Genomic DNA, 26,032 nt, shown 5'->3' with positions numbered 1-26,032 from the left:
CATGCCTGCTCCCCGCCTGAGGACCACCCCGCTGCCCGGCATCGGGGTGCAGTACGAGCTCACCACCCGCCGGCACGACACCCTGTCGGTGATCGCCCACCGCGACAGCAGACGCACCCTGAACGTGCACCACGACGACGACCCCGACTCGGCGGGCCTGTCCCTGGTGCTGACCGGCGCGGAGGCCCTCTCCCTCGCCGACGTCCTGCTGCCCGGCCACAACAACCCCAACCTGCTGCACACCAGCGACTTCGGGCTGCTCGCCGAGCAGGTCACCATCACCGCCGCCTCCTACTGGAACGGACGCACCCTGGGCGAGACGAGGATGCGCACCGACACCGGGGCCTCCATCGTCGCCGTCATGCGCCGCTCCCACGCGATCCCCTCACCGGGGCCCGACTTCCGCATGCACGGCGGCGACACCGTGATCGTCATCGGCACCCGGGAAGGCGTGGACGGCGCCCACGAGATCCTCGAACGGAGCTGATCACGTGGACTCCGCGGTCTTCCTCATCGAGTTCGGCGCGGTCGTCCTCGCGCTCGGCCTGCTCGGCCGCTTCGCCGTCCGGCTCAGGTTCTCACCCATCCCGCTCTACCTGCTGGCCGGACTCCTGTTCGGCGCGGGCGGCGTCGTCCCGCTGGGCGGCAGCGAGGAGTTCATCGAGGTCGGCGCCGAGATCGGCGTCGTCCTGCTGCTGCTGATGCTCGGCCTGGAGTACACCGCCGGCGACCTCGTCGGCCACCTGAAGACCCACGCCCCCGCGGGAGGAGTCGACTTCCTCCTCAACGCCCTCCCCGGAGCCGCCGCGGCGCTGCTGCTGGGCTGGGGACCGGTGGCCGCCGTGGTCCTCGCGGGCGTCACCTGGGTCTCCTCCTCCGGCGTCATCGCCAAGGTCCTCGGCGACCTGGGCCGGCTCGGCAACCGGGAGACGCCGGTCGTGCTCAGCATCCTCGTCCTGGAGGACCTGGCGATGGCCCTGTACCTGCCGATCCTGACCGCCCTGCTCGGCGGCTCCGGACTGCTGGCGGGCAGCATGACGCTGGCCATCGCCCTCACCGCGGTCGGTGCCGTCCTGCTCGTCGCGGTGCGCTACGGGCGGATCGTCTCCCGGTTCATCTCCAGCGACGACCCCGAGAAACTGCTGCTCGTCGTCCTGGGCACCACGCTCCTCGTCGCCGGGATCGCCCAGCAGCTGCAGGTGTCGGCCGCGGTGGGCGCGTTCCTGGTGGGGATCGCCCTGTCCGGCGAGGTGGCCGAGAACACCCACCACCTGCTGATGCCGCTGCGGGACCTGTTCGCCGCGGTGTTCTTCGTCTTCTTCGGCCTGAGCACCGACCCCAGCACCATCCCGTCGGTACTGGCGCCCGCCCTCGCGCTGGCGGTGCTCACCGTCCTGACCAAGATCGGCACCGGGTACTGGGCCGCCAGGCGCTCGGGCGTCGCGCAGCGGGGCAGGTGGCGGGCCGGCGGCGCCCTGGTCGCCCGGGGCGAGTTCTCCATCGTCATCGCCGGCCTCGCCGTCTCCGCCGGCGCGGTCGACCCCTCCCTCGGCCCGATGGCCACCGGCTACGTCCTGCTGCTCGTCGTCCTGGGCCCCTTGGCGGCCCGCTTCACCGAACCGATCGCCCAGCGCGTCGCCCTGTGGCGCGGCAAGGACTACCCCGGGACCGCCCCCGTACGGCAGCGGACCGTCGCGCCCCGGCCCGTCGAACCGGAGCCCACGGCCGCGGTGTCCGACTGACACCGTGGCCGAAACACAACCCTCCCCACCCTGCAGAACCCCGTACGCCGCATACCAGGAGCCGACCTCTTCCCGCGACCGATCCGGGCCCGGCCGCCCCCTCTCGCAGCCCGGTCTCCCCACCGTGACCAAGACGGGCCGCTCCCGGCCCCCACCATGGGCCCGGATCCGGCCCTACGGTCCCCGACGCCCGCCGGGGCACACCCGGCGCTCCGCGTCATCGGCGAGAAGAGGGCCCATGGCCGCGGCCCACACCCGCCGGCGGATCACCGCCCGCACACTCGCCCTCGCCCGCGCGTCCGCCCTCGGCATCACCGCGCCGGCCACCGGCAGCCGGGTCCTGAACCGTCACCCGGGCCATCGCCCTGCCCGGCAGCCAGGCCCACCCGGAGAGCCGGCCACCGACCCCGGGACCGGCGACCTCTTACGTCACCTCCTTCTCCACCGGCACGGTCTGCCGCGCCCGCGCCGGCCGGACGGGGGCCCCTGTCCTCCTGCCCGCGCCGGCCGGACGGGGGCCCCTGTTGTTCTGCCCGCGGGCGCCGACGGCCGCACCCGGACCAGGGGCACCGTGGCCGACCGGCACGGCCGGCTCCGGGGCAACGACGCGTACGGCATCACGGTCCACGACACCGCGACCGGCACCCGCCCGGCCCGCTTCGCCGGCCCGCCCCCGGCGCGCCGCTGCGCGACGGCCCAGACCGCCCCCGACGGCACCGCCCGCGTCACCGACTCGCCGCTCCAGCTCCTCCACCGCCTGCCCGCCGCGACCAGCGAGGACACCGTCGCCTCGCACGGCACGCCCCCCTGGCCACCGGCTTCGACCTCCACGGCGTCGTCGCCCGCGCCCGCCGGGCGCCATCACCCGGAACGGCATCGAGTCGGACCCGGCCGGCACCTGCCTGATCACCGCCGACACGGCCTTTGGCGGCCTGTTCCGGCTCGAGCCCGCCACCGGCGGCATCCGCAAGCCGACCGTCACCGGCGCCGGCCGCCGTCTCCGCCGACGGCCTGCCGTGAGAGAAGGACATGGGCGTGGGCCGTCCGGTCCGGCCCGGACGGCATCACCCGGCTCACGCTCCGCGCGGACCGCCCGTCCGCGACCGCCGCCGGCCACCTCACCGGCCGGGCCCTCGAACACCCGACGGCGCTCGTGCGCATCGGCGGATCCCCGCACGTGCTGTGCTCGCGGTTCGGCCCCGTCACCCCCGCCCCGCCCATCTCGGCGGCCGGGGCGAGCGGCATCCACACCGCGGAGCCCGTCGCCGCGGCGCCCCTCAAGGGACGCCGCGGCGACGGGCTCCACCCGCCGGCCGGCTCAACCGCCGGCGGACACGGGCGTGGCGTCGCTCGCGGCGGCCGGCACGGAACCGGCCGCCGCCACCCGGTCGACGGGCACCTTCAGGAACCGGGTGGCCCACACGGCGGGCAGCGCGACGACCGCGAAGACCAGCGCGGTCAGCGGGACCTCCTCGATACCGAAGGAGGCCAGGGCCCAGCCGCCGACCGCGGCACCCGCGGCGACCCCTACGTTCGCGGCGGACGCGCCCAGCGTCGCGGCCAGGTCCGCGCCCTTGCCGGCCAGCGAGATGACCCGCAGCTGGAGCGCCGGGGTGACCCCGAAACCGACGACGCCCCACACCGCCAGGGACACCCCGACCAGCGGCGGGCTCTGCCGGAAGACATACAGCCCGAGCAGGCCCACGACGAGGACCACGTTGCCCACCAGCAGCGTGCGCGAGGCGTTGACGTCGGCGAACCGCCCGCCCGCGAACGTACCGATCGCACTGAACACACCGAAGATCATCAAGAAGACGCTCACCAGGGAGCTGTCGATGCCGGTGGCGTCCTCCAGGAACGCCGCCAGATAGGTGAAGGCGATGAACTGCGAGCCCATGAGCAGCACCTGCGCGGCCAGCATGGCCAGCACCCGCGGGCGGAAGGCGTGCCGGGCCTGGGAGCCCAGACCGCCCGAGCCGCTGCCGTGGACGGCCGGCACCCAGATCGCGATCACCACCAGGGCGGCGACCCCGAGGACGGCCACCCCGGCGAACGTGGCCTGCCAGCCGAGGCTCTGGCCCAGCAGGGTGCCCAGCGGCACCCCGAACACCGTCGACACCGAGATGCCGCCGAAGACCAGGCCGACGGCCTGACCGCGGTGCTCGGGGGCGACCAGACCGGTGGCGACGGCGGAGGCCGCGCCCAGGAACAGGCCGTGCAGGGCGCCGCAGAGCACCCGCGCGACGACCAGCAGGCCGAAGACCCCGGCGAAGACCGCTGCCAGGTTGCCCAGGACGAAGGCGACGAGCGCCGCGCACAGCAGCGTGTGGCGCCGCACCCTGATGGTGGCCGCCGTGACGACCGGGCCGCCGATGGAGATGCCGAGCGCGTAGGCGGTGACCAGTAGGCCCGCGGTGCTCAGTGAGACGTCCAGGTCGTCGGCGATGAGGTTGAGGACGCCGACGATGACCAGTTCGGCGGTGCCGATGGCGAAGGCACCCAGCCCGAGGGCGCCCAGGGCGAGGGGGTTGCGGGTCTCGCCGGGCCCCGAAGCGGTGGCGGTACTCATGGGAGAGCCACTCCTTGCAGGAAAGGGGGGAGGGAAGCAGGGCGCGAAGACGCGGTCAGGCGTACTGCAGATCGAGCGCGGCTATCCGGCCGTCGCGGACGTCGAAGTCGTAGGTGGCCTCGAATCCGCCGCTCCCGCCGGGCGCGAAGTGCACGAGCAGCGTCGTGCCGTTGCTCTTGGGGGTGCTCTTCAACACGGTCAGCCGCCCGCCGATGACCTCGTTGCGGGCCCAGTCGCGGATCTCGTCGTGACCGGTGAACTCCCGTTCCACGTCCACGAGGCGGGCATCGGGGCGGAACGCCGCCACCAGCGCGTCGAGGTCCTCGGCGGCCACGGCGTCGACGTAGGCCTGGGCGGCGGGGTCCACCGCCGGGTCCGTCCGCCCGGCGCCGGGGGAGACGGCCGGCGGCTGCCCGGCCGTCTCCCGCACCGGGCCCGGTGCCGCCTGCCGCGAGCCGCGCGGGGGACTGCCGGCCTGCTCCAAGCCCTCGGAGCAGCCGGCCAGCAGCAGGGCGCCGGCCAGCGCGAGAACGGGCGTCGAAGGGCGGTGGGGCACGGCGGTCTCCTCGCAAGTGGTGGCGGGTCAGGCAGGGCGCGGGGTGATCCGGGTGATCACATCGTGGTCGACGACGAAGGTGTATCGGGCCCGGAAACCGGCCATGAGCCCCGCGGGGTCGAAGCGCGGCGGCACCGTGGGGCCCTCGGGGCCCGCCGTGGTGCGCGGGACGGTGTACCGGCCGCCGGTGACCTCCTCGCGGGCCCGGCCGGCGATCGCCGCACGGCCGTGGAAGCGGCGCCCGGTCGGCGCCCCGGGGAGCTGCTCACCAGTCGATCCTGGTGCGGTTGCGGAAGAAGCCGCCGGTGGGCCCGGAGTCCGGCAGCCGCGCCAGCCAGGTCACCGTGTCGGCGCCCTGCTCGACGCTGGTCGGCGCGCCCCGGCCTCCCATGTCCGTGCGGACCCAGCCCGGGCAGACGGCGTTGACCTTGACGGTCTCCGGCACCGCGGCGGACACCACCAGGGTCAGTGCGTTGAGGGCGGCCTTGGAGACGCCGTAGGCCGCGGGGGAGGGCACGTTGCCGGTGAGGGAGCCGAGCCCGGAGGACACGTTCACCACCCGGCCCCACCCGCGGCGCGCCATGCCGGGGCAGAACGTCCGGCAGGTGTGGAACGCTCCCATCAGGTTCACGTCCAGGGCCCGGCGCAGGGTGTCCTCGTCGAGCGAGAAGAACGAGTTGATCGGGTAGATCCCGGCGTTGTTGACCAGGACGTCGACGTCGACGCCGTCGCCGGCCAGCCGCCGGGCGCATGCCTCGACGCTCTCGGCGTCGGTGACCTCCAGCTCCTCCACCCGGATGCGGGAGCTGCCCAGCGCGCGCGCGGCGGCCCGGCCGCGCGCGGCGTCACGCGCGGCCAGCACGACGTCGAAGCCGGCCCGGTCGAGCTGGCGGACGGTCTCCAGACCGATGCCGCGGTTGGCGCCCGTCACCAGGGCGGTGCGGTTGCGTTCGAGGTTCACGGACTCGGACTCCTCGCCCCGCTCAGACCTTGTAGCGCTGCTTGACGTCCTCGGCGAAGCCGAGGTAGTCGCGCAGCGGCCACACGGTCTCGAACTCCAGGTACTCCCGCATGGGGAGCCGGCCCAGAGCGGTGCGGTCGAGCTCCTCGGCGTCCGGCGAGTCGATGATGGCGATGACCCGCTTCTGCGCGGCGACCTTCCAGATGCCCACGCAGAAGCCGGACTCCACCGTCTCCTGGGCGTGTGCCGCTTCGTCCTGCTCGAGCTCCCACAGCTCGTCGAGGGTGATGCGCCCCTCGTGCTTCCACTTCATCTGGACGTAGAACAGCATGCTTCGACTCCGTGTCTGTGAAGGACCGTCGGGCGTGGGGCGGCGGACCGTGCCGGGTCAGCCGCGGGAGCGGATCAGCTCGGTGAGCGCGTGGTCGTCGCCGAAGACCTCGACGGCGAGGTCGAGCGGCGTCTTGCCGTCGTGGCCGCGCAGGTCGAGCCGGGCGCCGGCCTCGACGAGCGTGCGCGCGCAGTCCTCGTAGCCGTGCCACAGCGCGTCGTGCAGCGGGCTGTAGCCGTTGGTCGCGCCCTGGAAGTCGAGGTCGATGCCGTCCTGGCGCACCAGGTCGGCGGTGATGCCGGCGTGACCGTTGTAGACGGCCTTGTGCAGCGGCACGGCGCCGAAGGTGGGCTCGACGGCGTTGACGTCCGCACCGGCCGCGAGCAGCAGCCGCACGATCTCGTCGTGCCCGTCGCGGCAGGCCACCAGCAGCGGGGTGTGGCTGTCGTTGAAGCCGCTCAGGTTGGGGGAGCGCTCGTCGACCGCCGAGCCGCCGGCGAGCAGCTCGCGCACCCGTTCGGTGTCGCCCTTCGCGGTCGCCGCCATCAGCTCCTGCTCGGCCACCGCGCGCTCGTCCGCGGCCCGGCGGGCCTTGAGGTGCTCCTCGGCCTCCAGCAGCCTGTCCTTGCCGAAGGTGTTGACGTTCAGCTCGTACGCGAAGTGCTGCTCCAGCGAGAAGCCGTAGTGCGTGTGGACCTGCAGCGCGGTGCCCTGGTCCAGCAGGTACCCGGCGATGTCCGGGTACTTGTACCACAGGGCGTCCATCAGGGCGGTGTGCCCGGTGGTGGGCGCCACCGCGTCCACGAAGGCACCGGCCTCCACCAGTGCCTTCACCACCTCGAGGCTGCCGCCCTGGCAGGCCTTGTGCAGCGCGGTCGCGCCGGCCCGGCTGTCGGCGGTCAGCACGTCGGCGCCCCCGTCGATGAGGGCGCGGACCGTGGAGGCGTCCGCCTGACCCGCCGCGATCATCAGGGCGCTCAGCCCGGTGCCGGGCTCGCGGTGGCTCGCGTCGGCGCCGGCCGCGAGCAGCCCGGTGACCCGTGCGGTGTCCCGGTCGCGTACGGCGGCGATCAGCTCGGCACTCATCAGGCGGCCTCCTGCCCCGGCACGTCGCCCCTCAGGGCCCGGATGATCTGCGACGGGTCCGTGTAGGACTTCCAGCGCGTGATCTTGCCGCCGCGCACCGTCAGCCACTGGACGAACTCGATCTCGAACTCGACGCCGGTGCCCCGCACGGTGGACATCTCGTGGATGACCCCCGCGGCCTGGTCGCCGTCGACGACCAGGTTCACCAACTTCTCGAAGCGGACGTCCACGGCACCCGTGAAGATCCTCAGGGTCTCCAGGACGGCGTCCCGGCCGCGGTAGCTGCCGATCCACTTCATGTCGTCGTTGTAGCCGGGCACCGGCGTGTAGTTGATCCACTCGACGTCCTCGGCGAGGGTGTCGAGTGCGGTGTCGAAATCGCCCGATGTCAGTGCGTCGAACCACCGCTGGACGACTTTCCTGGTTTCTTCCGTGGTGTTGCCCATGAACTCTCCTAGAAATGGAAGGAATCCCAGGGAAATCCTGAGCGAGAAACTCAGGAGCCAGCAAGAAAAAGGTGGCCGACTTTCTGATATCGCCGTTCAGGAATCGGCGGACTGGGCCTGCGCGGCGCGGGTGAACAGATGCTGGTTCCCGTCGGCCCACGTGGCCGTCATCACGATCCCGTTGATCCGCCAGCCGCCGGCGGTCCGCTCCAGGTCGATGCGGTAGGTGCCGGCGAGCGTCCACAGCGGCCCGCCGTGCTCGTTCGGCATCCGGTGCGTCGCCTGGAACATCGCGGTCGTGACGGCACTGTCGCCCCGCACGTCGACCAGGAAGTTGCTGAGCAGGTGCTGGGTGGCGGCGAAGTTGCCGAGCAGCCCCGACCAGGCGGCGATCAGGTCCTTCCTGGACACGGGGCCCGGCTCACCGCCGTTGAGGCTGGTGTAGTCGAGCATGATCTGGTCGCTGAACACCTCGTCCAGCGACTCCCATTCGCGCTGGTCGATGTACCAGCCCATGCGGGTGCAGGTCTCGATGATGTCCAGCCGGTCGGCCACAGAACTCATGGAGTGTTCTTCCTTCAGTGATAGAGGTGTGCCATTTTCTTGGTCCAGCGATGGTCGCTGAGCAGGGCGGCGCCGATGAGGACGCCGAGCAGGACGACTTCGGCCACCGCTGACCCGGCGTGGCCCACCGGAACGGCGGGCACGGCCAGCAGCGCGGCGGTGAAGTGGAAACGCTGTGGGCCGATCTTCAGGATCCCGTGGAACCAGGCGATGCCGCCCAGGTACAGCGCGACCCCGCCGGCCAGCGCGATGGAGGGGGCCGTGGCCAGCGGGTCGTAGGGATGCACGATGGTCTTCTTGACGGCCGCGGCGATGAGGATCAGCCCGAGCAGCATCGGGACGTGGGCGTAGAAGAACGCGGCGAGGGCGAGCCGCGAGCGCTGCACCGGGTCCTGGCGCTCCAGGGCGAGTTCGGCCCGCCAGGCCTTCTCCGACTCATCGAAGTACACCCACCACAGGCCGGCCGGGATGACGAAGATGAGGACCGCCGTGGTCACCACCGACGGCCCCGCCTGCCCGCCGTCGGTGCCGATGCCCAGCGCCAGGAACGAGTCCCCGAGCGCGATGATCATGAGCAGTCCGTGCCGCTCCACGAAGTGGCCCGGCTTCAGCTCGAAACCCGACACACCCGTCAGCACCGGCGCGATGACCTCCAGACCCACGGCCGAGGCCCACAGCGCGTACACCGGCCACCCGTGGAGGAAACCGGCGCAGATGATGAGCAGCGCCCCCACCGTGTGGAACGGCGCGATACGCAGCATGTTGCGCGCCGCGCCCGGGCCGCCGAACGCGAAGAGCACGGCGTGCACGGTGACGATCAGCAGGTAGCCGATGCCGAACGCGACACCGTCCCCGTCGAAGGCGTTCGGCGTGGCCAGGCCGATGACCAGGAAGGAGGCCATGCCGAGCAGCAGCAGGACACGGTGGTGCCGGCGCTGCGGCGGGAGATGGTTGGTCAGCCACGCGTACCCGCCGTACATCCACCACAGGAGCCAGAAGACCAGCAGCACCTGGCCGACCCCGCGCAACGTCATGTCGCGGCTGAGCACCCGGGCCAGTTGCGTGAAATTGAAGACGAACGCGAGATCGAAGAACAGTTCCAGGGTCGTCACCCGGGCGCCGCTTTTCGGGGACGACTCCACGGATGACGCGGCAGGCCCCCCGGATCTCATCTCCCCGCCCACGAACGGTGACTTCCCGTACGAGGGCATCGAATGCTCCGGGACGCCTTCTGCCTGGTGCGCGGACGTCGTGTGAGACATGTCCGTGAAGGTAGCGCCGCACGCCGTGACCAGGTCAAACGAACCACCCACACATCATGAGGTCGAGCGACCGTCCAGCACCGAGCGGTAGACGGCGTGCGCCCGCTGCGCCGCCACGTCCCAGCCGAACTCCTTGCGCGCCCGCTCCAGACCGGCCGCGCCGAGCCGGGCGGCGTGGTCCGGGTCGGCCAGCAGCCGGTTCACCGCGGCCGCCAGGTCGGAGGCGAATCGCCGGGCGTCCAGGGGGGTGCCGCTGCCGTCCTGCTCCTGCTCGACCGGCACCAGGAGGCCCGTCTCGCCGTCCGCCACGACCTCCGGGATACCGCCCGTCGCGGTAGCCACGACGGCCGTGCCGCAGGCCATGGCCTCCAGGTTCACGATGCCCATCGGTTCATAGAGGGACGGGCAGACGAACACGGACGCGTGGGTGAGCAACTGCAGCAGGGACGTGCGGTCGAGCATCCCGTCGATCCGCACGACCCCCTCCCGCACCCGGCGCAGCTCGTCCACCAGCGCGGCGGTCTCGGCGGCGATCTCGGGGGTGTCCGGCTGCCCGCAGCACAGCACGAGCTGGGCCCGCGGATCCAGCTCGAACGCCGCGCGCAGCAGCTGCGGGAGTCCCTTCTGCCGGGTGACGCGGCCGACGAACAGCACGATGGGCCGGCCGGGGCGCACCCCGTGCCGCTCGAGCGCCCCGGTGCCGTGGTCGGGACGGTGGACCCGGGTGTCGATGCCGTTGTGCACCACGTGCACCCGCCCGGGATCCACCTGCGGATAGACACGCAGGATGTCCTGGCGCATGCCGTGCGACACCGCGATCAGCGCGTCCGCGCTCTCCAGCGACGACCGCTCCACCAGGGACGACAGCGCGTAACCGCCGCCCAGCTGCTCGGCCTTCCAGGGGCGCAGCGGCTCCAGGCTGTGGGCGGTGGCCACGTGCGGGACGCCGTACAGCACCTGGGCGAGCCGGCCGGCCCCGTTGGCGTACCAGGTGTGACTGTGAATCAGGTCCGCGCCCGCACAGTCCGCGGCCATCGCGACGTTCACACCGAGGGTGCGCAGGGCGGGGTTGCCCTCTCCCGGCGGATCGGGCTCCGCGTAGGCGCTCACGCCCGGCGCGTCGCGCGGCGAGCCGAAGCACCGCACCCGCAGGTCGACCAGGGCGCGCAGCTCACCGGCGAGTTCCGCCACGTGAACACCGGCACCCCCGTAGACCTCCGGAGGGAACTCCCGGGTGAGCAGATCGACGCGGATGCGGGACGGACGAGCGGGCTGGGACACATGCATGGCGACTTCCTGGGGTCCGTGGACGTTGACGGGCTCCGGCGGCGCCCCGCCCGGACCGGGCGAAGCGGCCCGCGGACACCTACGCGACGGAAGACGGCACGACGACCGGCCAGCCCCGCTCCCGGGCGAGCCTGCCGCTGTCCGCGCCGCACGCGATGACGCGCGGGTTGCCGACGACACCGAGCAGTCCCGCCCCGGCGCACAGGTCCCCGTAGCCGAAACAGCTGGCCGGGTCGATGCACAGACGGATCATCGCCTCGACGACCGCCGTGCACTTGTCCGTGTCGCCGGCGGCGGAGGCGGGCAGCCGCAGAACGGTCCCCCCGGCCAACAGCCGCCGCGGCGGCGGCCGGCGGGCCTCCACCACCAGCACGACCAGGTCCCCCTCGGCCCGATGACCCGCCACCGCGTCGCTGACCAGCGCGTCCTCACTCCAGGACCGTTCCGGATGGGTGAGGTCGAAGAAGGCCGCGCGCCGGATCGGTCGGAACATGCCCACTCCCGTCTGCCATCCGCACGCGCCCGCCATCAGCCCCGGATCCCTGCATGCGGTGCACCGCCGTCACTCCGCGTGACCTTAGCCAAGACCCGGGGAAGCCGCGAAAAGCGACCTTGTACATCCTGAAGTCGCACCGCCGAACCGGAAAATGTGACTTCCTTCACCGACCATGGCGAAGTTTGTCAAACTTCCTGTAAAATCTCCGCCACCCCGTCGACAGCCCACCAGCAGGCCCGAGGAGACACTGTGGACAGCACCGCCGAAGACGGTGAAGGCACCGGCCGACGGCTGCGGGAACTCCGCCGTGCTCGCGGTCTCAAGCAGCAGGACCTCGCCAGCGACGACGTCTCGGTCAGCTACATCTCCCTGATCGAGTCCGGCAAGCGCACCCCCTCGGCGGCGGTCGTGGCCCTCCTCGCCGAACGCCTCGGATGCACCCCCGGCTACCTGCTGACCGGCCAGGACGACACCCGCACCCGCGAGCTGGAGCTCAAGGCGGCCTTCGCCGACCTCTCCCTGCACAACGGCGCCGACGCCGAGGCACTGCAGGCCTTCAGCGAGGTCCTCGCCGCCGCACCCGTCCTGCCCGAGGCCACCGTGCGCCGCGCCCGCCTGGGACAGGCACTCGCCCTGGAACGGCTCGGCCGCCTCGAAGCCGCCGCCCAGGCCCTCACCGCGCTGTACGAGGACCCCCGCTGCGTCGCCGGCTCGGCGGAGTGGAGCCGGCTGGCCGCGGCGCTGAGCCGCTGCCACCAGGCCCTGGGCGACCAGGTCCTCAGCGTCGAGATCGGTGAACGGGCCCTGCGCCGTCTCGACCAGCTCGGCCTCGAGGCCACGGACGACCACATCCAGCTCGGCGCCGTACTGGTCGGCTGCTACCGCAGCCGCGGCGACCTGGCCAAGGCCCGCCTGGTGGCCGACCGGCTGATCCGGATCGCCGACGACGGCGGCGGCCGCAGCGCCCAACGGGAGACCTACTGGAACGCCGCTCTCGTGGCCCGCTCCCAGGGCCGGATCGACGAGGCCCTCGCCCTGGCCGAACGGGCCTGCGCGCTGCTGGCCGAGAGCGACCACCTGCGCCACCACGCCCTGCTCCGCACGGTCTACGGCACACTGCTGCTGTCCTGCGAACCCGCCGACCCCGAGCGGGCCCACCAACTGCTCGAGCGGTCGCACGCCCAGCTCGTGGACGTCGGGACACCGGCCGAGCAGGCATCGGCGCAGACCGGCCTCGCCTGGGCGTGCCTGCGCCTGGACCGGGCCGCCGAGGCCAGGCAGCACGCCTCCAGAGCGCTGGCGCTGCTCCGCGACGAGCCACGCGGCGAATCGGTCGAGGCCCGCGCCGTGCTGGCCCACGCCCAGTTCGCCGAGGGCGAGGACCAACAGGCCCGGGACACCCTGCGGGCCGCCGCGCAGCAGCTGCGCCAACTGCCCACGGACCGCTCCTCGGCCGCCGCGTGGCGCCGGATCGCGGACGTCTGGCACCGGCACGGGCACACCGCCGAGGCGGGCGCCGCCTACCGGCAGGCCCTCGACGACGCGGGCCTGCCGGGCCTGCCCGCCGCCACCGACCGCGCCGGCGTGCCCGGCGCCGCCCGCTAGACCACGCCGGCCTGCCCGGGCGCGCCGTGGGCGCCGATGAAGACACTGGCCATGACGGCGGGCTCGGCGTTCCGATTGGACCAGGAGTGCCGGTTGCCACGCAGGACGACGCAGCTGCCGGGCGTCAGCCGGGTCTCAAAGCCGTCCTCCAACCGGAGCCAGAGCTCACCCTCCAGCACGACCGACATGTCGACGGTGTCCGTCGCGTGGTACCCCTTCTCGTCCGGCGCCAGCGCCTGGAGCAGCCCGGGGAAGACCTGCTCGACCTCGGCGGTGAGCGCGTCGGGGTCGCCCTCCGGGCCCCGCCCCGTCTCCGGGGGCCAGCGCAGTATCACGAAGCGGGCCCCCCCGGCCCCGGGGAAGTAGGGCGCGAAGGCCGCCTCGGTGCCGCCGTCGCCCACCACCGGGGCGCCGTTGCTCCCCCAGACCCGGTAGAACTCGACGCCGGGCAGCGCGCCCACGGTCACCGCGGCGACCGGCCCGTCCGCCTCGACCACCGAGCCGCCGTCGGGCCGGCAGCCCGCGACGAGCCGCGAAATCGCATGGATCATGATGTCTCCCAGTCCTCGAGTCCGCGAAGGGGGCGTCTCACCGTGCGGCGGGGAGCGCGGCGGGGGCGAGTTCGCCCAGCGCCTCCTCGACCCGGCTGAGGGAACCGGCGGGGGACGCGTCGGGGCCGACGATCCGCGGATCGAAGTTGAAGTCGAGGAAGACCTCGGTGGCTCCGGCGTCGTGCATCTGCTCGATGTCCGACCGGATCTGGGCGATCGAACCGTTGAAGGGGGCCCGCCCGGAGCCGGCCTCGCGGCCGAGGAAGACGGTGGCCCGCACGACGACACGCATCTCGTCGGGGGAACGCCCGGCGCGTTCGGCGGCCGCCCGCACCCCGGCCGCGGCCCGCGCGACCTCCGCCACGGTGACGAAGCCCGGACTGACCCAGCCCTGGGCCAGACGCCCCGCACGCGTCCAGGCCTTCTCGGTGGAGCCCCCCAGCAGCAGCGGGAAGACCGGCTGCACGGGGCGGGGGCGCACCAGGGTGCGCGGCAGCTCGGTGAACTCGCCCGCGAACTCCGCCTGGTCCTGCTCCCACATCAGCCGGAGCACCTCGACGTACTCCAGGGTGCGCGCCACCCGCCGCTCCATGGGCAGGCCGACGGCCCGGAACTCCTCCTCGGACCAGCCCTGGGCGAGACCGGCGTCGAGCCGCCCGTCCGACACCCGGTCGAGCTGGATGAGTTGCTTGGCCAGCACCGCGGGCGCGAAGAACGGCGCGTTCAGCACGGATACGCCCAGCCGTATCCGCTCGGTGCGGCCGGCCAGGTAGCCGAGCGTGATCAGCGGCTCCGCCACCCCGTGGTGGAAGGCCGGCTGGAAGTCGGAGGACCACTCGGCGTCGTTGCTCCGCATCGGGAAGAGCAGACGGGTGAAGGTCCACAGGGACCGGTAACCGAGCGCCTCGGCCTGCCGGGCGACCCGCACCTGGGCGGCCGGTGTCGCCCAGGCTCCGGACAGGGGCACTCCCACGCCGAGGGCACGGGCGGCTGCCTCGGACATCGCGCTCACCCCTCGCCGGTGGTCGGGAACATCGCCCGGCGCGCCTCGAGGGGCACCTGCTCGGCGAACCGGTAGGTGTCGTACAGCTCCCGGAAGACCTTGATCTTCCCGTCCACGACCCGGAACAGGCCGTGGTAGACGTTGGTGTACTCCTGCCCGCCGGGCTGCACGATCCGGCCCGTGTACTCCACCAGTGCCCACTCGGGGTCGGCGAACGGCCGGGTGGTGCTCACCGGCAGCTCGATCGACAGGGCCGCGCCCACGACCCCCCGGTACAGGCCGCGCAGCGCGTCGGCCCCCTCCAGCCGGGTCGGGCTGCCGGGCGGGGCGAACGGCATCTCCATCACGACGTCGTCGGCCAGGCAGGCGAACGCGGCGTCGAGCCGCCCGCCGCCGATCTGGTCCAGGAAGTAAACCCCCACCGACTGCGCGTCGCGCGGCGGGGCGAGCTGACCCTGCGTCATAGTCGACTCCTTGTTCGGTTGATCGATCGAGGGTGACTCCGCGACGGATGCGATGTCAACAAGAGAGTCATTTTCGATCAAGGAAATGTGACTTATCACTTGACAGAGAGTCAACCCGCTTGGTTACCTGACGTCGCGGAGCGCAGCGAGCGCCGGCAGGACCAGGAAGGGAGACCCCCATGAACCCCAACGGTGATGTGCGCGTCGAGGGGGTGGCGCTCCCCAGTGAAGGAGTCGACCTGCGCGGCGACCTCTACCGGCCGGCGTCACAGCCCGCCGGGGAGAACTCTCCCGCGGTCCTCGTCGTCGGCTCGTGGCTCACGGTCAAGGAGCAAATGGCGGGCCGCTACGCCGCCGGCCTCGCCCAGCGGGGCCTGACCGCCCTCGCCTTCGACTTCCGCGGCTACGGCGAGTCCAAGGGCGACCCGCGGAACTTCGAATCGCCGGAGCGCAAGATCGCCGACATCACCAGCGCCGTCGAGTACCTCAAGACCCGCCCCGACGTGGACGCCTCCCGAATCGGCGCACTCGGCATCTGCGCCGGCGCCGGATACGTCGCGGTCGCCGGATCACGCAGCTCGCAGATCCGCTCCGTCGCCATGGTGGCCCCCTGGCTCCACGACCGGACCCTGGTCCAGGACATCTACGGCGGCCCCGAGGGCATCCGCGAGCGGATGACCCTGGGCGAGACGGCCCGGGCGAAGTACGAGTCGACCGGCGAGGTCGACTACATCGCCGCGGCCAGCGACACCGACGAGCGGGCCGCCATGTACGGGCCGTTCGACTACTACCTGAACACCGCCCGGGGAGCCGTCCCGCAGTGGGACAACCGCTTCGCCGTCATGAGCTGGCCCCAATGGCTGACGTTCGACCCCATCGCGGTCGCCCCCCGGTGCACGGCCCCCACCTTCATGCTGCACAGCCCGGACGCCGCCGTCCCCGACGGCGCCCGCCGCTTCCACGAGGCCCTGACGGCCCCCAAGGAGCTGCGATGGACGACGGGCAGCCAATTCGACTTCTACGACCAGGAAACGACGGTGACCCCGGCACTGGACTCGGTGCGGGACCACTTCGAAAGGACACTGTGAGCAGGCCGCCCGCCGCCGACGCTCCCCCAAAGACACAGGCGGCGGACGTCCGGCCCACCCTGAGCCCCAACGCCACCGTCCTCGTCGCCTGCCTGGCGTTCTTCGTGATCACGCTGGACACCACGGTGGTCAACGTCGCCCTGCCGAGCATCGGCGCGCAGTGGGACGGCCAGGTCTCGGCACTGCAGTGGGTGGTGACGGCGTACACCCTGCTCTTCGCCGCACTGCTGCTGTCGGCAGGCGCGATCTCGGACCGCATCGGTGCCAGCCGCGCCTTCACCATCGGCCTGTCCGTCTTCACCCTCATGTCCGCCCTGTGCGGACTCGCGCCCGGCCTCGACGTGCTCATCGTCGCGCGAGCCCTCCAAGGAGCCGGCGCAGCGGTGATGATGCCGGCCTCCCTCGCCCTGGTCCGCCAGGCCTACGACGACCCGTCCCTGCGGGCCCGCGGGATCGCCTGGTGGACAGCGGGCGGCGGGGTGGCCGTGGCCGCGGGCCCGGTCGTCGGCGGAGCCCTGACGACCGGACTCGGCTGGCGTTGGATCTTCTTCATCAACATCCCCGTCGGCATCGTCGCCCTCATCGGCATGCTCCGCGCACCGCGCTCCCCGCGCGGACGGGCCCCGATGGACCCGGCAGGCCAGATCACAGCCGTCCTGGCCCTCGCGGCCCTGGTCTTCGCGGTGATCAACGCGGGCTCCGACGGCTGGACGCACCCAGCCACCCTCGCCGGATTCGCGGTGGCGATCGCCGCCGCGACCGCGTTCCTGACCGCCGAGTCCCGCCAGAGCAATCCGGCGGTACCACTGTCCATGTTCCGCAACCCCGCGGTGGCCGTGTGCACCAGCGCCGGCCTGGCCCTCAACCTGGGCTACTACGGGCTGGTCTTCGTCTTCACGATCTTCTTCCAGGAACACCGCGGCGCCTCGGCCCTGATGGCAGGCCTGATGTTCATCCCGATGACGGCCTTCACCACCCTGGTCAACCTACTGGCCGGCAAGCTCACCAACCGCCACGGCCCCCGCTTCCCACTGGTCACCGGCCAGCTCATCCAGACACTGGGCATCCTCGGACTGCTCTTCGTCACCGAGGACACCCCGACCCCCCTCCTGCTCGTCCTGCTGGTGCCACTGGGCATCGGCGGCGGCCTGGCCGTCCCGCCCCTGACGACGGCGATGCTGGAATCGGTCCCGCACGAGCGAGCGGGCCTGGCCTCCGGCGTCCTCAGCGCGGCCCGCCAGTTCGGCGGAGCCATCGGCGTGGCCCTGCTGGGTGCTCTGATCGCCGACTCGGCCCACTTCATGACGGGCATGCGCATCAGTCTCGCCATCGGGGCCGCGGTCCTGGTGGTCACGACACTGGGAGTGGTCCGCTTCCTGCCCGCCGGCCACCAGCACGCCGACGCACCGGACCCGGCACCGGAACAGGCGACCCGCGTCTGCGCCCACCCCGACGGACCACGGACCCGCTGACGCACCAGACCCCTAGGAACACACAGCCGACCCACTCAAGGAGAACCCCATGGATTTCATGATCCACCTTGACGGTTCCCGCGTCTACGCACTCCCGCCCGAGGAACGCGACGAAGTCATCAAACGAGAGCACGCCCACGCCCACGAACTCATCGCCACCGGCGTGCTCAAGCACATCTGGCGGCTGCCCGGCCAGCGCGGCAACGTCGGCATCTGGTCAGCCGCCGACGCGGACGCCCTCGAGCAGGTGCTGGCCTCCCTGCCCATCCGCCCCCACGCGGACATCAAGGTCACCCCGCTGGCCACCCACCCCCTCACCCTGGAGGCGGCGGACAGCACCACCTGACCTCGCCCCCGGACCACGACGGCGCCCCTCGCCCCCCGGACGGACGCGGGCGCCGTCGTCGACCGCGCCCGCAGACGAGCCCCGCACCCCAACCTGGAAGAAAAAAGCGGGAGGAAACGAGCAGAAGGCAGCGGCGCGCTTCGAAGGGACGGGACGCCGGCCATCATGCCCGCGCGTCGAACGAGCCACGCGTGCTCGAATCCCGCCCCGCCCCGAGGCAACTGCTGACACGACTCGAACAAATGCCCCCGGGAAAGGCGACGTCCTGTACGCGTTACCGTGCCCGACACCGCCGGTACAGGGAGGCCCCGCCACACCCCGCAGCCCGGTGGCGCCCGGCGCATGGGCGCTTGCGGGCCCGCGCACTTCCGCGACGACGACCACACCCGGCAGGCCGCGCTACCGCCCGCGGTAGCCGCCCCCTCCCAAGCCCCGACGCGGCGCGACACCACGGCGGCATGGCCGACGGCGGTGCAGGCGGGGTGGACGTCGGGCACCGTCGCCAAGTTCCACAACTCCAACGGCAGCCTGCGCTGGACCAACACGGCCAAGGACACCGGCACCGCGTCGTGGACCCCGGTCTACCAGATCCGACCGTGCTGAGCGCGTGAATGCGTCAGCACCGGCTGACCCTGGCCGGACAAACATCGAAACCAGATAAAGGACCGGAAAGCCACCCCGGCTCCCCGGCCCCGGGTGAATGGCAGCCAGACCCAGCGACGCCGACGCTTCCTGCCGAACAGCCAGCGGCCCGGCCCCCCCGTCGAAGGACCGGGCCCGACGCGTGCGGCCTGGTCAGCGGGCGCTGCGATCGATGAGAGGGCCGCGCCTCCAGCGGATCCCGTCACCAGCGGCATGAAGACCCCGTCCAACAGCGACGCCCGCCGGCCGTCCAGCAGCGACAGCACAAGACGCGGCAGGCTGCCGAGCAGAAACATCTGGCGGCGATCCAGGCCCTTCTCCAGCACCAGAAGGCCCTGGTCAAGCCAGCGGTCGAATTCATCCACCACGAGGCCGGCGCCTATTCCAGCGCCGCCCGCGAGGGCCGTCCGGAATTCGCCATGGGGGTGCCCGTGTACGTGCGCGGAAAACCGCATGCGGTCATCTGCCCCGTGGCCAGCCGCCTCCCCGCGCTGCGCCGCCGCCTGGCCTCTCTGGTCTTCTTCGCTGCCTCCAAGCGCGAGCACAGCCGCGTCGCGCCCCAGGCCAGAGCATCGAAGTCCTCCCGCTGAGCCTGCCGAGGCTTCCCCGCCGGCGGTCCTCCCACAGCGGGACCAGGGCGGCTTCACCATCCGGCAGGCCGTGAACCGGATGCTCGCTCTTGACCGGATGCAGGCGCTCTCAGCTTCACCCACCCGGCCCGGACAAACCCTGGATCTCAGCACTTGGTCAGCCGCTCGTGTCCGGGCAGGGCGAAGTTGGTGACCCGGCCCCCGGCCACCACAGCAACCAGAACTGCGGCGGCACCGCCGCGTGATCGGCTCCAGCCCGGCCGGGGCCACCGTGTAGCGCATTGAAATCGTTGACGCGCACCGGCGGTGCAGTACATCGTCGATCGTGTCCACGGAAGTAGCCGGCAGCGGAAGCACGGACGCTGTCCCCCAAGCCGGACCAGATGGCCAGTGCCTGTTGTAACCGTGATGTTCCGTGCTTGGGGTGGCAGGGGCTTCGTGCCCGTGCAGTCGATACACCATCTCGTCAGGGCAGCGGTGCAGGCGAGCCTGGCGCCAAGCGGCGTCGTAGGACAAGGGCGCTGCGCTGTGCCGTTGGATACGCCAGGCCCGCCAGCTGGCCAGCCGCGCGAACAGCACTCCCACAGAACCAGTTTCATGGGTATGCCCTCTTCGCCGCGCCCCCGGTCTCGGGCACTTCGGGTCGCGTGATGCCAGGAGGCAGGCTGCCGCCATTGAGGGCTTTCAGTGCGTCGTGCAGGACGAGCATGGCCTGCTGCTGCATGCCGGCGTCCCTGAAGCCCCGGCCGACCTGTTCCCACTGCTGTAGCACCGGGAACCACCAGCGGTCACAGGAGCTGATCAGGCGAGCCAAGCGCTGGAGTTCGGCGACATGCCCGCCGCTCAGCGCGTCGGCTGCCTGACGCTCGAGCCGGTCGACGACGATGAGGCCGGGGCGGTCGTAGAGATCCTCCTTCAAAAAACGCAGGCGGCGTACGCGGTACTCGTCCGCTGTCCGCTGGGCCAGCGTCTCGCGGGCTGCGGGGGACAGGCGCAGGGCTGCGCGGGCGACCAAGGCTCCCCCAAGATGCGGGGAAGAGTGACCGCAGGTCAGATGGATCTCACGAGAGGAGCCCAGACGATGCCCGCGCCGAGGAAATACCCGTTGGAGTTGCGCGAGCGTGCGGTGCGGATGTACCGAACTGCCGAGCCGAAGCCCGTGATCCCTCGCATGGCCGAGGATCTCGACGTGCATCACGAAGCCCCGCGCAACTGGATCCCGCAGGCCGAGGCCGATGCCGGCGAGCGTAATGACCTGCTCACCACCGAGGAGAAGGCAGAGCTCGCCCAGCTGCGACGTGAGGTGCGCGATCTGCGCCGGGCGAACGAAATCCTGCGGACGGCCTCGGCTTTTTTCGCCGCCCAGCTCAACCCGACCCGGCCCAGGTGACCGCGCTCCTCGACGAACATCCGCACCTGGAAGTCGAGCCTGCCCTGCGGGAACTGCACATCCCACCCTCCACCTACTACCGCCGGCGCCAAGCAGAGAAGGAGCCCAGCGAACGAATCCGTCAGGACACCGAGCTGACCGGGCAGATCCGGCAGATCCACCAGGACTCCGGCGCCATCTACGGATCAACCAGAATCCATGCCGTCCTGAAACGCGAGGGCGTCCACGTCGGCCGCAAGCGGTCGAGCGGCTCATACGCCAAGCAGGCCTGACCAGGATCAGCCCCCGCAGGGGCAACGGCTCCACCCGCCGGGACCCGGACGCCGAACTATCCCCCGACCTGATACAACGCGACTTCACGGCGCACACGCCGAACCGATTGCATCCAGAAGCGCCTCGGCTACCTCAGCCCCATCGAGTTCGAAGCAAAGCACTACGCCACCCAGGCAGCGACCGAATCAGCGAACCTGACACCACGCCAACCCGTCCTGACCAGCTAGTCAATACCTCCCGCGCAGCAGGAGAACCTCAGCCGATCGGGCCCGCGGCAGCGAACGTGTCCTGCACCGCTGCCACTGCGGCCAGCCGCTCATGCTCCGGCAATGAAGCGTACGCGGACGCGATGCGCTCGCCGAGGACCCGCGCCAGCTTCTCAGGCCCCGCCGGCTTCGGCAGCGGTCGTACCGGATCCGCCACCAGACCCGCCCCCGGCTTCGGCGTCAGCACCGACTTGGCGACCGTCTGCGCCACCGTGGACGCCAGCCGGACCACCACCGCTTCGAGCCCGTGCATTCCCCGACCTCCCCGTAGTCCGCGGACGGCATCGTAGGCGGATAGCCGGCCACCGCAGGGTGAGATGCCCAAGAAAAGCCGGATGACCCTGCCAACCGAGTGGCCTGGCAAATCCTTCGCGCTACGCCCATTCCATGCCCAGCTCCCGCAGCGCGGCCTGCTGCTCCACTGTGAGCTTGTCGCGCCTCGTTTTGGTGTTCGAGACCCATACGCCCAGCTTGACGACCACCGGCTCGTCCTGGCCGTCGACCGTGATTTCCTCGCTGTGGCCGCGCGGTACCGGCCGCTGGGCGCCTTCCCGTTCGGCCCACTGCGTGAGGGCCGCCAGGCCACGCTGGAATGCCTTCTGTGCCTTGCTCGGGCCCCGCGCCGCACGCCCGGCCGCAGGGGCGGGAGGCGGCGCCTGCAACGGCTTGATGCCGAGCCTGGTCAGCCGTTCCTGCTGCTCGGTGGACAGCTGCGCCCAGGTAGCGGCATTCCTCTGCCGCTGGAGCCACTTGCCTAGGTCGTCGCCGTCCATGAGGACGCCGGGCTGGATGTCGGGCAGCACGCCGCCGGCCTCATCAGCGGCGAGGTCGGTGAGGATGCGGTAGTGGCGCTGCCAGTTGAGCGGCCACGGGCAGTTCCAGTCCTCATCGACCGCGGCCAGCTGCTTCGCGCGTTGTTCCGCCCGTTTCGGGTCTTTGCCCAGGCCGTCCTTGCGGCGGAGGTTGGCCATGTGCTGGCCGATGGGCATCATCGTCTCGCCCTCGCCCCACACCGCGTCCTGTCGCGGCGCGAGGTGTCCGGTGGCCCGCCGGTAGGACCGGAGCATGGCGAGCCTGTTCTCCCACGCCTCTTCGCCCGGTTCCCAGACCATCCCGGCTTCCGGGGCGTCGAGCAGGGTCTTGCGCCGTTCCTCCAGCTCACCCGCCCGCAGCGCCTTCCGCTGCTGATGAACCCATCGGCCAAGCGGAAAATCCTTCGTGACCCCGACCTCGACCTCCACGTCATAGGGCACGGCGTAGACGCCGGTGATCCCGTTCTCCTGCCGCCAGCGCAGCAAGGCCTGGTAGCCCTCGAGCCAGACCAGGGACTCGGGCCGGTAGACCCGGGTGCGCAGGAACGCCGCGATGGTCGCGGCGTCCCGGGGAGAGGAGAAGTGCAGCAGCGCGGACTCGGCAGCGGCGTCGGCGCCGCCCTGCTCCTGGTCCTCGCCATCAGCCCCGATGATCCGCCCGTCTTCGTCCCGCCGGACGTGGACTTTGCGCTTGCCGCTGGTGAGCGCGCGGGAGGCCAGCTGCTCAACGAGTCGTTCATCATGGCTGCGCAGGCCTTGGAGGACCGCTACGAGGGGGCGGAAGCTGGCGCTGGCGACCATGTCGGTGGGGTCCTCGTCCGGCTCCAGGAACACCGGCACGATGATCCTGGCCACCTTCGTGCTGCCGTCCCTGTTGAGCCGCAGCGCGCGGCCGATGTTCTGCACGATCTCCACCTGGGAGCCGCGGGTGTCGGCGAAGCAGATGGCCTCCACCCCCCGTTCGCCGGTGATGTCGACGCCTTCCCCGAGCACGCGTACGGAGGCGAGGAACGCCCGGTGCACGCGCCGGTTGCTGGCGTCAATGCCGCCTGCGAACTGGCGCAGGACCTCGCGTCGTTCGGAGACGAGGTGGTCGCCGCACAGCCACGCCGACCAGACCCGGTCCGGCGGGACGTGGCGGCCGGCCTCCAGCTCGTAGAACTCCGCGCCGATCGACGACTTCGGCAACCGGTCCGCAGCCGCCAGGTCATTGTCCGAGGCATCGTTCATGTACAGCTCGGCAGCAGTCCCGGGCAGCTTCTCCGCGAACGCCGCGGCTTCCTCGACCTTCTGGTGGAACGTCATGACCGTACGCAGATTCCATGCGGCGGCGTGCTCCAGGAGGGCGGTCTGCAGCAGGGCCAGGCGCCGGCCGCGCCGTGCCTCTTCGGACTCGCTGAGGACGGGGGAGGGGTCGCGGATCTCCAGGACGTCGATCTCGAAACCGGCGAGGATCTCGCGCTCGATCGCCTCCGAGAGACCGAGCTCGGCAAGCCACGCGCCGTACGTGCCCTCCGGGTCGTCGGCCATGGTCGCGATCTCCGCCTCCTGGCCGTCCCCGCCCTTTCGCGGAGCGGGGGCGGCGAGGATGCGCGGGGTCGCGGTGAGGTAGAGCCGGAAGCCGGCGGGGATCCGCTGGTTGTCGTGGATCGCCGCCCACGGCCGCCCGAGATCACCGGCGGTCCCGTGCGCCTCATCCACGATCGCGAGGTCGAAGCCCGCCATCTGCTGCCCGTACAGCCGCTCCCCGCCCGCCAGAGCGGCCTCCAGCGGCCCGCGGACCTTCCGCTGACCCGTCAGGTCCTCCGGGTCCTCGCGGTCCACGAGGGAGGCGTACGTGGCGAACACGACCACGGGCCCGTGCCCGGCCCACAGTGCGAGCTGGATCGGGTTGGTGGTGGTGCGCACGCCCAGCTCGTTGAGGACCGGGTCGTTCTCCAGCGAGCACACTCCGACCATCGGCGCGCGATGACCGACTGCCCGCCATGCCTGGGCGGTCTGGACAAGCAGGTCCAGGGTCGGCACGGTCACGAGGATCCGACCGCCCGGGAAGCATTCAAGCGCGCTCGCGGCAGCGGTGATCGTCTTGCCCGATCCGGTCGCGGACACCAGCGTGCCCCGTGCTCCCTCAGCAGGCACAGAAGATCTTGCAAAGAATTTGACCCATTCACGAATGCTCGTTTTCTGGGTCACCTGATGTTCCCGGAGGCTGATCACAGAATCCATCCTTTTCTTTTTCCGGGTGAGATCAGGTTCTTCCACCACAGGCCCGAAGAGGCCGCGGGCCCGTCGGGGCCAGGGGCGGGGAGGAGATACCTGTCTGTCCCGCCGCGCGCGGGCAGCTCGTCCTCGAAGGCGCAGGCGGCTACGGCTTTGAAGCCGTCGCGCCACAGCGCCTCGAGCATGGCCGTGACGGCCTGCACCACCTCGGCCGACGCTCCCGCGCACGCCTCGCACTCCAGCACGGTGGGCCATTGAAGGAAGTCGAAGGGATGAGCACGTCGGCCCGTGGCGTAGTCGTTGGGCTCGCCGTACACGCGCACCGGCCCGACGGTCAGCCCCGGACCGTCGTCCTCGAGGCCGAGGGCGTCTCGAAGCCGGGCCACGATCCGCGAGGCGGCCACCGCGTCCACGTAGATCGAGGCGTCGCCGTAAGCGAAGTCCGGGTCAAGAGGCGAAGGTCCGCGATCATTTGCCACGCGCACTCCCTGGGGGTGCCTGCAGCGTGAGGGCGAGGGATCGCTGGAGCAGCCGCCTGGCCGGCTCGTGGTCGCAGTACTCGGCGATCTGCAGGGGAGTCTCTCCGTCGATGGCCGGCAGGCGCGGGTCGGCGTCGTACGCCAGCAGGATCGCCGTGGTGGCTGTGTGCAGGGGGTGTCCCGTCTGGAGGTGGCTGTCCCCTTCCACGTCGATCGCGTGCAGCAGCGTGAGCTCGAAGCACACCTCGTTCGGATCGGCCCCGGCGTCCAGGAGCATGGAGAGCGTCTCGTAGCCACTCATCTCCACGGCCTCATGCGCCGATGTCCACGACTTTGCGCTCGGCCCCAGCGCGTCGGAATTCATAGTGCCCTTCCCCTCCCCACCCGCCCCGCTACTTCCATCGATTCTATCCAGTGCCACTCAGGAAGTAGCCCAGTTTTCCCAAAGCTACATGATGCATCACTTCGGGACGCCAAGCAGAAGTCGGGGTGCAGGCTGACCGGTGGCGGGTAGCAGACGCTCATGAGTCCGTTCAGGTGGCGGGGCCGGTACCCGCTCCCGGCCCAAGCAGTGAAAATCCTTCGATTCGGACGCTGGTTCCACGGAGGATTCGCGTTGCTGTGGTGCCTGCTGCTGATCGACGCGATCACGGGTGACGAGGGCACGGCGACGGTTGTCAGGGCGGCCGCGTGCGCAGTCATGTTCTCCCTGTTCTTCCTCGGGACACTGTGGACGCTCCGCCGCCACCGACAAGAAGAGACGATGCGACCCCGGCAGTAACGCCCGAAATCCCCCAGGCAAGCTGGGTCACGTCAGCCGTGACCCAGCTTGCCGGGGGCAGCCCAGAGCCATGGCAGATCCTTCCTCTCCGTTACCCGAGGGGCCAGACCGAGACCCTTGCCCCCAGGCCCCAACCAGATGATGCGCCACCAGGACACGATCCGAGCCGAAAGCGAAAACCTCTCCCCGATCACCGTTCGGGATCCGGGGCAAGACTTGCTGACGAGCATTCACGGGGGTAACCGGACGGCATGCAGAGGCGGGAGTGGTTGATCGAGTGGCGGTCTCGGCGGTGGATGCGCTGGACGGCTGTTGTAGCGGTGTGGTTTGCGGCCTACGGGGCGGTCGCGGTGGTGTGGCGCGCCGTTACCGGAAGGACGTGGCTCGACGCGTCCGTCTTCGCTGTCCTCGTGGCCGCAGGCAACCTCCTGGCCCAGTGGGTGGCGAGCCGGGCCAGGAGGAGAGCGGCATCACGCGGTGGCTGAGTCAGCCGAGCCCCACGCCCCCTTGCTGCTCGGGCCGAAGGCCCGCCGGCGGCTGGAGCGCAGCGGAAGCCACCTCTCGGGGCCTGTAGGCCCCGCAGCTCCGGGAGCGCAGCGGACGGAGCGTCATCCGCCTTGCGCAGCAAGGCGGATGAGCTGCTCGCGGAGCGAGCAGCAACGCGCCCCGCGGAGCGGGGCGCGCAACACCCCCGCGCAGCGGGGGTGTTCGCTTGCCCATCGCGCAGCGATGGGGTACCCGCTCCGCGGG

General features: G+C 71.5%; 27 protein-coding genes and 1 pseudogene. 9 read left to right on the top strand and 19 right to left on the bottom strand.

Annotated elements, in window-relative coordinates:
- Position 1 precedes the first annotated feature (1 nt).
- Entirely contained in the window at positions 2-487 is a 486-nt protein-coding gene (locus ACF061_RS15310; RefSeq protein ID WP_392267360.1) for a cation:proton antiporter regulatory subunit, read from the top strand.
- Between the two features lie 4 nt (positions 488-491).
- The gene (locus tag ACF061_RS15305) at positions 492-1,742 is read left to right on the top strand and encodes a cation:proton antiporter (protein ID WP_392267359.1); all 1,251 of its coding nucleotides are present in this window, start codon (positions 492-494) and stop codon (positions 1,740-1,742) included.
- A gap of 1,318 nt (positions 1,743-3,060) precedes the next feature.
- On the opposite strand, the gene ACF061_RS15300 is transcribed toward ACF061_RS15305, so the two are convergent.
- From ACF061_RS15300 to ACF061_RS15255, 10 genes are all read right to left on the bottom strand, one after another.
- Positions 3,061-4,311: an MFS transporter gene (locus tag ACF061_RS15300; protein WP_392267358.1), complete on the bottom strand. Its 1,251-nt coding sequence runs from the start codon at positions 4,309-4,311 to the stop codon at positions 3,061-3,063.
- Positions 4,312-4,366: 55 nt separating this feature from the next.
- Positions 4,367-4,867: a nuclear transport factor 2 family protein gene (locus ACF061_RS15295; RefSeq protein WP_392267357.1), complete on the bottom strand. Its 501-nt coding sequence runs from the start codon at positions 4,865-4,867 to the stop codon at positions 4,367-4,369.
- Between the two features lie 265 nt (positions 4,868-5,132).
- Positions 5,133-5,828 (bottom strand): SDR family NAD(P)-dependent oxidoreductase, encoded by a 696-nt coding sequence (locus ACF061_RS15290; protein ID WP_392267356.1) that lies wholly within the window; start codon positions 5,826-5,828, stop codon positions 5,133-5,135.
- A 22-nt stretch (positions 5,829-5,850) separates the two neighbouring features.
- On the bottom strand, positions 5,851-6,159 hold the full coding sequence (locus ACF061_RS15285; protein WP_392267355.1) for a muconolactone Delta-isomerase: 309 nt from the start codon (positions 6,157-6,159) through the stop codon (positions 5,851-5,853).
- Between the two features lie 57 nt (positions 6,160-6,216).
- Positions 6,217-7,245, bottom strand: a complete 1,029-nt coding sequence (locus ACF061_RS15280; RefSeq protein ID WP_392267354.1) for an ankyrin repeat domain-containing protein — start codon at positions 7,243-7,245, stop codon at positions 6,217-6,219.
- Positions 7,245-7,691, bottom strand: coding sequence for a nuclear transport factor 2 family protein (locus ACF061_RS15275; protein ID WP_392267353.1), 447 nt, complete (start codon positions 7,689-7,691; stop codon positions 7,245-7,247). Before ACF061_RS15275 ends, ACF061_RS15280 begins: the two co-directional genes overlap by 1 nt.
- Positions 7,692-7,787: 96 nt before the next feature.
- The gene (locus ACF061_RS15270; RefSeq protein WP_392267352.1) at positions 7,788-8,255 is read right to left on the bottom strand and encodes a nuclear transport factor 2 family protein; all 468 of its coding nucleotides are present in this window, start codon (positions 8,253-8,255) and stop codon (positions 7,788-7,790) included.
- A gap of 14 nt (positions 8,256-8,269) precedes the next feature.
- Positions 8,270-9,367 carry a low temperature requirement protein A gene (locus tag ACF061_RS15265; RefSeq protein ID WP_392267351.1) on the bottom strand — a complete coding sequence of 366 codons (1,098 nt, stop codon included), beginning with the start codon at positions 9,365-9,367 and terminating at the stop codon, positions 8,270-8,272.
- A gap of 204 nt (positions 9,368-9,571) precedes the next feature.
- On the bottom strand, positions 9,572-10,804 hold the full coding sequence (gene glgA / locus ACF061_RS15260; RefSeq protein ID WP_392267350.1) for a glycogen synthase: 1,233 nt from the start codon (positions 10,802-10,804) through the stop codon (positions 9,572-9,574).
- Between the two features lie 79 nt (positions 10,805-10,883).
- The gene (locus ACF061_RS15255; RefSeq protein WP_392267349.1) at positions 10,884-11,297 is read right to left on the bottom strand and encodes a hypothetical protein; all 414 of its coding nucleotides are present in this window, start codon (positions 11,295-11,297) and stop codon (positions 10,884-10,886) included.
- A 252-nt stretch (positions 11,298-11,549) separates the two neighbouring features.
- On the opposite strand from ACF061_RS15255, the gene ACF061_RS15250 reads away from it, so the two are divergent.
- Complete coding sequence (locus tag ACF061_RS15250) at positions 11,550-12,905, top strand: helix-turn-helix domain-containing protein (protein ID WP_392267348.1); 1,356 nt, start codon at positions 11,550-11,552, stop codon at positions 12,903-12,905.
- Here the strand turns inward: ACF061_RS15250 and ACF061_RS15245 are convergent.
- The 3 genes from ACF061_RS15245 to ACF061_RS15235 are packed head-to-tail and all read right to left on the bottom strand — an operon-like array spanning position 12,902 to position 14,923.
- Positions 12,902-13,456 carry a cupin domain-containing protein gene (locus ACF061_RS15245; protein ID WP_392267347.1) on the bottom strand — a complete coding sequence of 185 codons (555 nt, stop codon included), beginning with the start codon at positions 13,454-13,456 and terminating at the stop codon, positions 12,902-12,904. The genes ACF061_RS15250 and ACF061_RS15245 overlap by 4 nt on opposite strands.
- Positions 13,457-13,493: 37 nt before the next feature.
- Positions 13,494-14,459 carry a TIGR03619 family F420-dependent LLM class oxidoreductase gene (locus ACF061_RS15240; RefSeq protein WP_392267346.1) on the bottom strand — a complete coding sequence of 322 codons (966 nt, stop codon included), beginning with the start codon at positions 14,457-14,459 and terminating at the stop codon, positions 13,494-13,496.
- Between the two features lie 5 nt (positions 14,460-14,464).
- On the bottom strand, positions 14,465-14,923 hold the full coding sequence (locus ACF061_RS15235) for a nuclear transport factor 2 family protein (protein ID WP_392267345.1): 459 nt from the start codon (positions 14,921-14,923) through the stop codon (positions 14,465-14,467).
- 179 nt (positions 14,924-15,102) lie between these two features.
- On the opposite strand from ACF061_RS15235, the gene ACF061_RS15230 reads away from it, so the two are divergent.
- From ACF061_RS15230 to ACF061_RS15215, 4 genes are all read left to right on the top strand, one after another.
- Positions 15,103-16,011 carry an alpha/beta hydrolase gene (locus tag ACF061_RS15230; RefSeq protein ID WP_392267344.1) on the top strand — a complete coding sequence of 303 codons (909 nt, stop codon included), beginning with the start codon at positions 15,103-15,105 and terminating at the stop codon, positions 16,009-16,011.
- Complete coding sequence (locus ACF061_RS15225; protein WP_392267343.1) at positions 16,008-17,483, top strand: MFS transporter; 1,476 nt, start codon at positions 16,008-16,010, stop codon at positions 17,481-17,483. The genes ACF061_RS15230 and ACF061_RS15225 overlap by 4 nt, the downstream gene beginning before the upstream one ends.
- A gap of 49 nt (positions 17,484-17,532) precedes the next feature.
- Entirely contained in the window at positions 17,533-17,829 is a 297-nt protein-coding gene (locus ACF061_RS15220; protein WP_392267342.1) for a muconolactone Delta-isomerase family protein, read from the top strand.
- A 342-nt stretch (positions 17,830-18,171) separates the two neighbouring features.
- Complete coding sequence (locus tag ACF061_RS15215) at positions 18,172-18,432, top strand: hypothetical protein (RefSeq protein ID WP_392267341.1); 261 nt, start codon at positions 18,172-18,174, stop codon at positions 18,430-18,432.
- On the opposite strand, the gene ACF061_RS15210 is transcribed toward ACF061_RS15215, so the two are convergent.
- Positions 18,411-18,839 carry a hypothetical protein gene (locus tag ACF061_RS15210; protein ID WP_392267340.1) on the bottom strand — a complete coding sequence of 143 codons (429 nt, stop codon included), beginning with the start codon at positions 18,837-18,839 and terminating at the stop codon, positions 18,411-18,413. The genes ACF061_RS15215 and ACF061_RS15210 overlap by 22 nt on opposite strands.
- Positions 18,840-19,656: 817 nt before the next feature.
- A complete protein-coding gene (locus ACF061_RS15205) occupies positions 19,657-20,076 on the bottom strand; it encodes a hypothetical protein (protein WP_392267339.1) in 420 nt (139 codons plus the stop codon).
- Between the two features lie 12 nt (positions 20,077-20,088).
- Here ACF061_RS15205 and ACF061_RS15200 point away from each other — a divergent pair.
- Positions 20,089-20,427, top strand: a pseudogene (locus ACF061_RS15200) (transposase); the annotation flags it as partial.
- 20 nt (positions 20,428-20,447) lie between these two features.
- Positions 20,448-20,723 (top strand): IS3 family transposase, encoded by a 276-nt coding sequence (locus ACF061_RS15195; protein ID WP_392267611.1) that lies wholly within the window; start codon positions 20,448-20,450, stop codon positions 20,721-20,723.
- Between the two features lie 256 nt (positions 20,724-20,979).
- Here the strand turns inward: ACF061_RS15195 and ACF061_RS15190 are convergent, their stop codons facing one another.
- From ACF061_RS15190 to ACF061_RS15175, 4 genes are all read right to left on the bottom strand, one after another.
- Positions 20,980-21,243, bottom strand: a complete 264-nt coding sequence (locus ACF061_RS15190) for a hypothetical protein (protein WP_392267338.1) — start codon at positions 21,241-21,243, stop codon at positions 20,980-20,982.
- A gap of 121 nt (positions 21,244-21,364) precedes the next feature.
- Positions 21,365-24,028 (bottom strand): Helicase associated domain protein, encoded by a 2,664-nt coding sequence (locus tag ACF061_RS15185; RefSeq protein WP_392267337.1) that lies wholly within the window; start codon positions 24,026-24,028, stop codon positions 21,365-21,367.
- Positions 24,016-24,501 (bottom strand): hypothetical protein, encoded by a 486-nt coding sequence (locus ACF061_RS15180; protein ID WP_392267336.1) that lies wholly within the window; start codon positions 24,499-24,501, stop codon positions 24,016-24,018. Before ACF061_RS15180 ends, ACF061_RS15185 begins: the two co-directional genes overlap by 13 nt.
- Positions 24,491-24,802 (bottom strand): ankyrin repeat domain-containing protein, encoded by a 312-nt coding sequence (locus ACF061_RS15175; RefSeq protein WP_392267335.1) that lies wholly within the window; start codon positions 24,800-24,802, stop codon positions 24,491-24,493. The genes ACF061_RS15180 and ACF061_RS15175 overlap by 11 nt, the downstream gene beginning before the upstream one ends.
- Between the last annotated feature and the right edge of the window lie 1,230 nt (positions 24,803-26,032).

Source organism: Streptomyces sp. NPDC015220 (genome assembly GCF_043079345.1).
GTDB lineage: Bacteria > Actinomycetota > Actinomycetes > Streptomycetales > Streptomycetaceae > Streptomyces.
Note: the sequence above shows the minus strand (reverse complement) of the source record. Positions and strands in the feature narration are given on the sequence as shown.

Coding starts and splice junctions, on each gene's coding strand:
- ACF061_RS15310 (WP_392267360.1), top strand. CDS start 2: ATGCCTGCTCCCCGCCTGAGGACCACCCCGCTGCCCGGCATCGGGGTG.
- ACF061_RS15300 (WP_392267358.1), bottom strand. CDS start 4,311: ATGAGTACCGCCACCGCTTCGGGGCCCGGCGAGACCCGCAACCCCCTC.
- ACF061_RS15285 (WP_392267355.1), bottom strand. CDS start 6,159: ATGCTGTTCTACGTCCAGATGAAGTGGAAGCACGAGGGGCGCATCACC.
- ACF061_RS15280 (WP_392267354.1), bottom strand. CDS start 7,245: ATGAGTGCCGAGCTGATCGCCGCCGTACGCGACCGGGACACCGCACGG.
- ACF061_RS15275 (WP_392267353.1), bottom strand. CDS start 7,691: ATGGGCAACACCACGGAAGAAACCAGGAAAGTCGTCCAGCGGTGGTTC.
- ACF061_RS15270 (WP_392267352.1), bottom strand. CDS start 8,255: ATGAGTTCTGTGGCCGACCGGCTGGACATCATCGAGACCTGCACCCGC.
- glgA (WP_392267350.1), bottom strand. CDS start 10,804: ATGCATGTGTCCCAGCCCGCTCGTCCGTCCCGCATCCGCGTCGATCTG.
- ACF061_RS15255 (WP_392267349.1), bottom strand. CDS start 11,297: ATGTTCCGACCGATCCGGCGCGCGGCCTTCTTCGACCTCACCCATCCG.
- ACF061_RS15245 (WP_392267347.1), bottom strand. CDS start 13,456: ATGATCCATGCGATTTCGCGGCTCGTCGCGGGCTGCCGGCCCGACGGC.
- ACF061_RS15240 (WP_392267346.1), bottom strand. CDS start 14,459: ATGTCCGAGGCAGCCGCCCGTGCCCTCGGCGTGGGAGTGCCCCTGTCC.
- ACF061_RS15235 (WP_392267345.1), bottom strand. CDS start 14,923: ATGACGCAGGGTCAGCTCGCCCCGCCGCGCGACGCGCAGTCGGTGGGG.
- ACF061_RS15230 (WP_392267344.1), top strand. CDS start 15,103: ATGAACCCCAACGGTGATGTGCGCGTCGAGGGGGTGGCGCTCCCCAGT.
- ACF061_RS15220 (WP_392267342.1), top strand. CDS start 17,533: ATGGATTTCATGATCCACCTTGACGGTTCCCGCGTCTACGCACTCCCG.
- ACF061_RS15215 (WP_392267341.1), top strand. CDS start 18,172: ATGGGCGCTTGCGGGCCCGCGCACTTCCGCGACGACGACCACACCCGG.
- ACF061_RS15190 (WP_392267338.1), bottom strand. CDS start 21,243: ATGCACGGGCTCGAAGCGGTGGTGGTCCGGCTGGCGTCCACGGTGGCG.
- ACF061_RS15185 (WP_392267337.1), bottom strand. CDS start 24,028: ATGGATTCTGTGATCAGCCTCCGGGAACATCAGGTGACCCAGAAAACG.
- ACF061_RS15175 (WP_392267335.1), bottom strand. CDS start 24,802: ATGAGTGGCTACGAGACGCTCTCCATGCTCCTGGACGCCGGGGCCGAT.